Consider the following 1,519-nt stretch of genomic DNA (forward strand, 5'->3'; position numbering starts at 1 on the left):
CCAAATTAAATAATTTACGACACTAATTTTAACATGATATTTTATGCCTTATATAGATGTAATACAACACGAAAATGCTGATGGTGAACTCAAGCAAATCTATGATGATCTCGTAGAAAAAAGAGGGAAACTCGCTGAAGTTCATAAAATTCAAAGCCTTAATCCCAAATCGATCGTCAACCATATGGACTTATACATGACGATTATGTTTGGTAAGTCTCCGCTTAAGCGTTACCAGAGAGAAATGATTGCTGTAATTGTATCTACTGCTAATGAATGTCCTTATTGCATGCAACACCATACTGATGCCCTCAATCACTTCTGGAAAGATGACAGTAAAATCAATACACTTATCAAAGACTTTAATAAAACTGATTTAAGTGACGTAGACAAAGCACTTTGTGCCTATGCTCAGGTGCTCACCACAAAACCATCGGGTATCGAAGAATCTCAATGTATTGAAAATCTTAAACAGCTAGGTGTAGACGATCGCTCTTTATTAGATGCTGCTTTGGTAATCTCCTATTTCAACTTTGTAAACAGAATGGTTCTGGGTCTTGGTGTGCAGCTAGAGGAAGAGGGTGGTAAAGGGTACGAGTACGACTAAACAGAAGAGGGTGTCTTATATGCGATTATACATTTAAGACACCCTCTTTCTTCCGTAGAAAAACGGAATATTACTTCACTGACTGAAGTAACTTTACACCGGTATTGCCCAAGTGCTTAGAAAGAATCTTTTTATACTCAACCGAGTTTGTATAGCCACCATTGGCTGCAAAAAACTCTTCCATCACAGGTTGCCAGTCGCTGTTTAAAGGCATTATAAACCCAAACTGCTCTGATGCCTGATCTCCCACAGGATGTCTCTTTACAGGCTTTCCTTTTTGCACGGCATCCAGATAAAACGCTAAATCCAGATATGAGAATGACTTTTTATCTACCAATATTTTTTCAAGTGTCTCAGGACTAGAAGAAACGTAGGACACTTTCATTGCTGGATAGTAGTTGCTTTTTAAATCTAATAGTCTTCTCTCATTTAAAGTACCTTTGGCCGTATATGCGGTAAGACCAGCAAAGGTATTTGAGATATTGCTCATGTTTTTAAGTGTAGGTACACTTGGAGGAGTAATAAGAATAGCAAAGTTGGTTATAAAGGCAGGGCTAAACTTAATTTCACTCTTACGAGCCTCTGTGATTGTAACATTACCAAGGCCGAAAACGCCTCCGTTGCTACCTTTCACATTATTATACATACCTCTGAAGCTGCTACCATCTCCTACAAATTTTGCCGAAAGATTCACTCCCTTTGATTTATTCACGTATTCAACGAAATCATTCATGATATCGACACAAATCCCGGTGAGTTTACCGTTTTCTTTGTAGACAAAACCCGGGGTTTCTACATACGCCATCGAAATTGTACCAGAGCCTTTGCTTTTTGCAGATGCCCAACTGTCGCCACTGTACTGAGCCTGCGCACTGCTTGCCATCACACAGCAAAATGCCAATAGACTAAAAA

General features: G+C 38.9%; 2 protein-coding genes. One reads left to right on the top strand and one right to left on the bottom strand.

Annotated elements, in window-relative coordinates; all coding sequences use genetic code 11:
• Positions 1-43 precede the first annotated feature (43 nt).
• Entirely contained in the window at positions 44-607 is a 564-nt protein-coding gene (locus tag E1176_RS01175) for a peroxidase-related enzyme (protein ID WP_155208756.1), read from the top strand.
• Between the two features lie 70 nt (positions 608-677).
• Here E1176_RS01175 and E1176_RS01180 read toward each other — a convergent pair whose 3' ends face one another.
• On the bottom strand, positions 678-1,490 hold the full coding sequence (locus E1176_RS01180; RefSeq protein ID WP_246205903.1) for a substrate-binding periplasmic protein: 813 nt from the start codon (positions 1,488-1,490) through the stop codon (positions 678-680).
• Positions 1,491-1,519 lie beyond the last annotated feature (29 nt).

The organism is Fulvivirga aurantia (genome assembly GCF_009711475.1).
Lineage (GTDB): Bacteria > Bacteroidota > Bacteroidia > Cytophagales > Cyclobacteriaceae > Fulvivirga > Fulvivirga aurantia.

Excerpts from the sequence above, each read along its gene's own strand:
- E1176_RS01175 (WP_155208756.1), top strand. The coding sequence starts at position 44 with ATGCCTTATATAGATGTAATACAACACGAAAATGCTGATGGTGAACTC.
- E1176_RS01180 (WP_246205903.1), bottom strand. The coding sequence starts at position 1,490 with ATGGCAAGCAGTGCGCAGGCTCAGTACAGTGGCGACAGTTGGGCATCT.